The organism is Paracoccus sediminis (genome assembly GCF_900188295.1).
Classification (GTDB): Bacteria; Pseudomonadota; Alphaproteobacteria; order Rhodobacterales; family Rhodobacteraceae; genus Paracoccus; species Paracoccus sediminis.
Genome location: NZ_FZNM01000030.1, coordinates 1 through 4,837 on the forward strand (window position 1 = coordinate 1; position 4,837 = coordinate 4,837).

Below are 4,837 nucleotides of genomic sequence, written 5' to 3' on the forward strand. Positions count from 1 at the left end.
CCTGGAGACCGGAAACGACAGCTTCCGCTTCAAAGCCAGTTCAGCCGCCGCAGCGCGCCAAAAGAAGGAGAACAATCACGCCTTGACCTCTGAATGACCCAAAAACCATAATCAAAGGTGGGTCAGTTCTCGATGGAAAACCTGGGTCACTTCTGGGTGGAAATTAACACCTGGACGTCGCCGAGGCGCTGACCAACTGGATGCGCGGCGGCTTTGGCTCGGCTACGGTTCTGGTCTGTGGCATGTTCTCGGCCATCTCCGGCTCGGATGCCGCGGGCGCGGCCGCGGTGGGGCGGATGACCATCGCGCGGCTGGTGGAAAGCGGATATCCCCGCCCCTACGCCTGCGCTCTGGTGGCCGCCGGCGCCTGCACCGGGATCCTGATCCCGCCCTCGATCGCCTATATCGTCATCGGCCTCGTCCTTGGGATCTCGGCCTCGACGCTGTTTCAGGCGGCCCTGATCCCCGGCATCATCATCCTGGTGTCGATCCTGCTGACAAACACGCTGATTAACCGCCGCTACGCCTATGAACAGGGAAATGCCCTTACCTTCCAGGAGTGGCTGGCGAATTTGGGCAGGACGCTTGCCAGCGGCTGGTATGCCTTCATCGTGCCAGGAGTGATCTTCTGGGGAATTTTCAGCGGCCGGTTGACGCCGACCGAGGCAGGCGCCATCGCGGTCACCATCACGATCTTCATGGGCTTCATGCTGGGCACGCTGCGCCTGTCGGATTTCCCCTCGATGATGGTCAGCTCGGCCAAGGTCAACGGCGTGATCGTGCCGATCATCGCGATGTCGCTGCCGCTGGCGCAGGCGCTGTCGGCAATGGGGGTGCCGCAGGGCTTCGTCTTCACGATGACGACGCTGAGCAGCGAGCCCTGGGTGCTCATCCTGTCGATGATCGCCATCCTGATCGCGGCGGGCTGCGTGATGGAAACGACCCCGAACATCGTCATCCTTGCCCCGCTGCTCAAGCCTCTCGCGGACAGCATCGGCATGAACGAGATCCAGTTCTGCGTGATGATGATTACCGCCCTCGGCGTGGGCTTCATCACCCCGCCGCTGGGCCTGAACCTCTTTGTCGTGAGCGGGCTGACCGGTGAATCCATCCTCAGGATATCGGCACGCGCGGTGCCCTTCGTCCTGTTCATGCTGATCGTCGTGCTGCTGATCGCCTATGTGCCGGTCGTCTCGACGCTGATGCTGCCTGAAAATCTGAAGTGAGAGAGCTGACATGACCGTAGAATACCTGAAGAAGGCAGATCGCGTTTCCACCTCGGACGCCGGCGAGACCCGTGAAACGGTCCAGAAGATCCTGGCGGATATCGAGGCCGGAGGCGAAGACGCCGCCCGTTCCCATGCGGCCCGGTTCGACCGCTATGACGGCAACATTGTCCTGACCCGTGACGAGATCGACGCGGCAAGCGCCCGCCTGAGCCAGCGACTGAAGGACGACATTCGCTTTGCCCATGACAACGTGCGCCGCTTTGCGGAGGCCCAGAAGGACACCATCCGGGATTTCCAGACCGAAATACATCCCGGCCTGGTCCTTGGGCAGAAGGCGATCCCGTGCCAAGCCGCCGGCTGCTATGCGCCGGGAGGACGCTACAGCCACGTCGCATCGGCCCTGATGACCGTCACCACCGCAAAAGTCGCGGGCTGCGGCCATATCTCGGTCTGCTCGCCGCCACGCCCCGAGGTCGGGCTGAATCCGGCGATCATTTACACCGCCGACCTGTGCGGGGCCGATCAGATCCTTGCGCTTGGCGGAGTGCAGGGCATTGCCGCCATGGCCTTCGGGTTGTTCGGCCTGCCCAAGGCGGACATCCTGGTGGGCCCCGGCAACCAGTTCGTCGCCGAAGCCAAACGCCTGCTGTTCGGCCGGGTCGGCATCGACATGTTTGCCGGCCCGACCGACAGCCTGATCCTGGCCGATCGCACTGCCGATCCCGAGATTGTCGCGTGGGATCTCGTCGGGCAGGCCGAACACGGCTACAACTCGCCGGTATGGCTGGTGACCGACTGCCGGGAACTGGCGGAAACGGTCATGGCCCGTGTTCCCAACCTGATTGCAACGCTGCCGGAGATCAACGCCAGGAACGCCGCCGATGCCTGGCGCGATTATGCCGAAGTGATCCTGTGCGACACCCGCGAGGAGATGGCAGCGACATCGGACAGCTATGCCCCCGAGCATCTGACCGTACAGGCGCAGGATCTGGATTGGTGGCTGAACCGCCTGGCCTGCTATGGCAGCCTGTTTCTGGGCGAAGAAACGACGGTGGCGTTCGGAGACAAGGCCTCGGGCACGAACCATGTCCTGCCGACCTCGGGCGCCGCGCGCTATACCGGCGGATTGTCGGTGCACAAGTACATGAAGCTGGTGACCTGGCAGCGTGCCACGCGCGAGGGCGCCAAGCCCATCGCCGAGGCAACGGCGCGCATTTCGCGCCTCGAGGGAATGGAGGGGCATGCCCGCACCGCAGACGTTCGGCTGGCCAAGTATTTCCCCGGCGAAACTTTCCACCTGCACGGTGACGAGACACGCGCATGAGCATCGCCCTTGATGTCGCAGGCCGCGTGGCCTGCGTGACCGGCGCAAGTTCCGGCCTGGGCAAGACGATCGCCCAGGCGCTTGTCGCGCACGGCGCGAAGGTCGTTTCGGTCGCACGGCGCAAGGCCGACTGGTGTGATGGGCGCGCATCCACGGCGCTGTCGGCCGATCTGTCGGATCTGCGGCGTATCCCCCGGATCGCGGCGGAGATCGCCGAACCTTTCGGGGCACCGGACATCCTGGTGAATGCGGCGGGCGTCAACACGCGCCAGGCTGCCGACGAGGTCACGCTTGAGGGCTGGCAGGCCACACTGGACCTCAACCTGTCGGTGCCGTTCTTTCTGGCGCAGGCCCTGGTCCCCGCGATGCGTACCAAGGACTGGGGCAGGATCGTCAACTTCGCCTCGCTCCAGAGCCAGCGTGCCTTTCCTGGGGGCATTGCCTATGGCGCCACGAAGGGCGGCATCGTGCAACTGACGAGGGCCATGGCCGAGGCCTGGTCGCGGGACGGGATCATGGTCAATGCGCTTGCCCCCGGTTTCTTTCCCACCGAACTGACCGGTCCCGTTTTCAGCGATGCTGATCGGGCGGCGCGCAATGCCGCACAGACCTGCGTTGGACGGAATGGAGAGCTGGACGATATTGTCGGACCAGCCCTGTTCTTCTGCTCTGCGGCATCCAACTACGTCACTGGCCAGGTTCTTTATGTCGACGGAGGGTTCACCGCAAGATGAAGGCACTTGTCTATACGGGGGCCAGGGATCTGGACATTCGCGAGGTTCCCGATCCGGTCCCGGCGGCGGAAGAAGTCTTGTTGCGTGTCGAGGCGGTGGGGATCTGCGGGTCCGACATGCATGCCTGGGCTGGGCACGACGAACGCCGCCCGGCCCCGCTGATCCTTGGTCACGAGGCCGCGGGAACGGTTCTGGACGGGCCGATGGCCGGGCAACGCGTAACCGTCAATCCCCTGGTTACCTGCGGCCGTTGCCAAGCGTGCCTTGCCGGCCGCGACAATCTCTGCGCGTCTCGCCAGATCATCTCGATGCCCCCGCGCGACGGCGCCTTTGCCGAAAAGCTGGCGATGCCGTTCCGCAATCTCGTGGCGGTGCCGGACGGGGTGTCGTTGGAAACGGCGTCCCTTGCCGAACCCTTGGCCTGCGGCTGGCACGCAGTGCGTCTGGCCCGGCAGGCGCTCGATATGCCTCTGTCCTCGGCACGATGCCTCGTCTTCGGCGGCGGGGCGATTGGCCTGGGGGTTGCCTTGATTCTGAAATCCTTGGGTGCGGCCGAGATCGGGTTGGGCGAACCCTCCAACGCGCGGCGACAGGTTGCCGCTTTGCAGGGTGGCCTTCACGTATTCGACCCGCAATCGGACGAAACCCCCGCCAGTGTCGACCTTGTCATCGACGGTGTGGGCTTTGGCGCCACCCGCGCAGCAGGCAGCGCCGCCCTGCGTCCAGGAGGTGTCTTCATGCATATCGGTCTTGGAGATGCGAGCCCAGGGTTCGACATCCGCCGCGCCACCTTGCAGGAACTGACCTTCATCGGCACCTATACCTATACCGCGCAGGACTTTCGCCACACGGCCACGGCGATTTTCGAGGGGCGGCTGGGGCGGCTCGATTGGCGTGAGGATCTGCCACTGGACAAGGGCCCCGAGACTTTCCATAGGATCGCAGCCGGCGCCGTCACCGCACCCAAGGTCACGTTGTTGCCCTTTGCTTAGTCCTGCTTGGCCCTATGGCACAATCGACCGCAGCATTCTCGCCAAGGGTTGCTTCCTCACCACCTTTACGCAGTCTCTGGACAAAGCAGCGAAAATCGTCGGCGGCCCCGGCTGCCCGCTGATGATCCCGGTGGCCGTCGGCAGCATCGTCACGCCGACCGCCTGATAGTTGCTTTCGGGAAGCGCAGCCCCTGCGCCCCCACCTCTTTCACAACCTGTCGTCCCGCCCTGCCTCATCCGATGTCCAGCAAAAGAAAGATTGATGGCGGCATACCCCATCTGCGGATGGCTACGGCAGCGCGCCGATGCCGATGGATAGGGCATATGGACCATTGCTCAGCAAAAGGTCGCGGCTCTGTCAGAATTGATCCAGAGCAGCGACTTTCGACCTTATGTCGTCCGTCTCGGCGGCAGACGGGGAACTGTTCCGGGGTGACGCAGGGCGTTCCTCAACCGTTGCAAGCTCCACCTCGACCAACAAATCCTTTGCGTCGATCTGTTCTCCTGGTTTGACGTGGATGGCCTTGACGGTGCCGTCGCGGTCGGCGTGCAGGGCGG

4 protein-coding genes and 1 pseudogene are annotated in these 4,837 nt (G+C 63.9%); 4 read left to right on the forward strand and 1 reads right to left on the reverse strand.

Translation table 11 applies throughout. The features are described 5' to 3' along the window. Window positions 1-170 precede the first annotated feature (170 nt). The 4 genes and pseudogenes from CHB77_RS17715 to CHB77_RS17730 all read left to right on the forward strand — a co-directional run. Window positions 171-1,226: pseudogene (locus CHB77_RS17715) on the forward strand (TRAP transporter large permease); the annotation flags it as partial. Between the two features lie 10 nt (window positions 1,227-1,236). Next, entirely contained in the window at window positions 1,237-2,553 is a 1,317-nt protein-coding gene (gene hisD / locus CHB77_RS17720; protein WP_089389448.1) for a histidinol dehydrogenase, read from the forward strand. Next, window positions 2,550-3,287, forward strand: a complete 738-nt coding sequence (locus CHB77_RS17725) for an SDR family NAD(P)-dependent oxidoreductase (protein ID WP_089389449.1) — start codon at window positions 2,550-2,552, stop codon at window positions 3,285-3,287. The genes hisD and CHB77_RS17725 overlap by 4 nt, the downstream gene beginning before the upstream one ends. After that, window positions 3,284-4,279, forward strand: a complete 996-nt coding sequence (locus CHB77_RS17730) for a zinc-dependent alcohol dehydrogenase (protein WP_089389450.1) — start codon at window positions 3,284-3,286, stop codon at window positions 4,277-4,279. The genes CHB77_RS17725 and CHB77_RS17730 overlap by 4 nt, the downstream gene beginning before the upstream one ends. Before the next feature lie 358 nt (window positions 4,280-4,637). Here the strand turns inward: CHB77_RS17730 and CHB77_RS18560 are convergent. Further along, the coding region (locus CHB77_RS18560; protein WP_217896915.1) for a hypothetical protein at window positions 4,638-4,837 on the reverse strand (200 nt) is incomplete at its 5' end.

Coding starts and splice junctions, on each gene's coding strand:
- CHB77_RS17725 (WP_089389449.1), top strand. CDS start 2,550: ATGAGCATCGCCCTTGATGTCGCAGGCCGCGTGGCCTGCGTGACCGGC.
- CHB77_RS17730 (WP_089389450.1), top strand. CDS start 3,284: ATGAAGGCACTTGTCTATACGGGGGCCAGGGATCTGGACATTCGCGAG.
- hisD (WP_089389448.1), top strand. CDS start 1,237: ATGACCGTAGAATACCTGAAGAAGGCAGATCGCGTTTCCACCTCGGAC.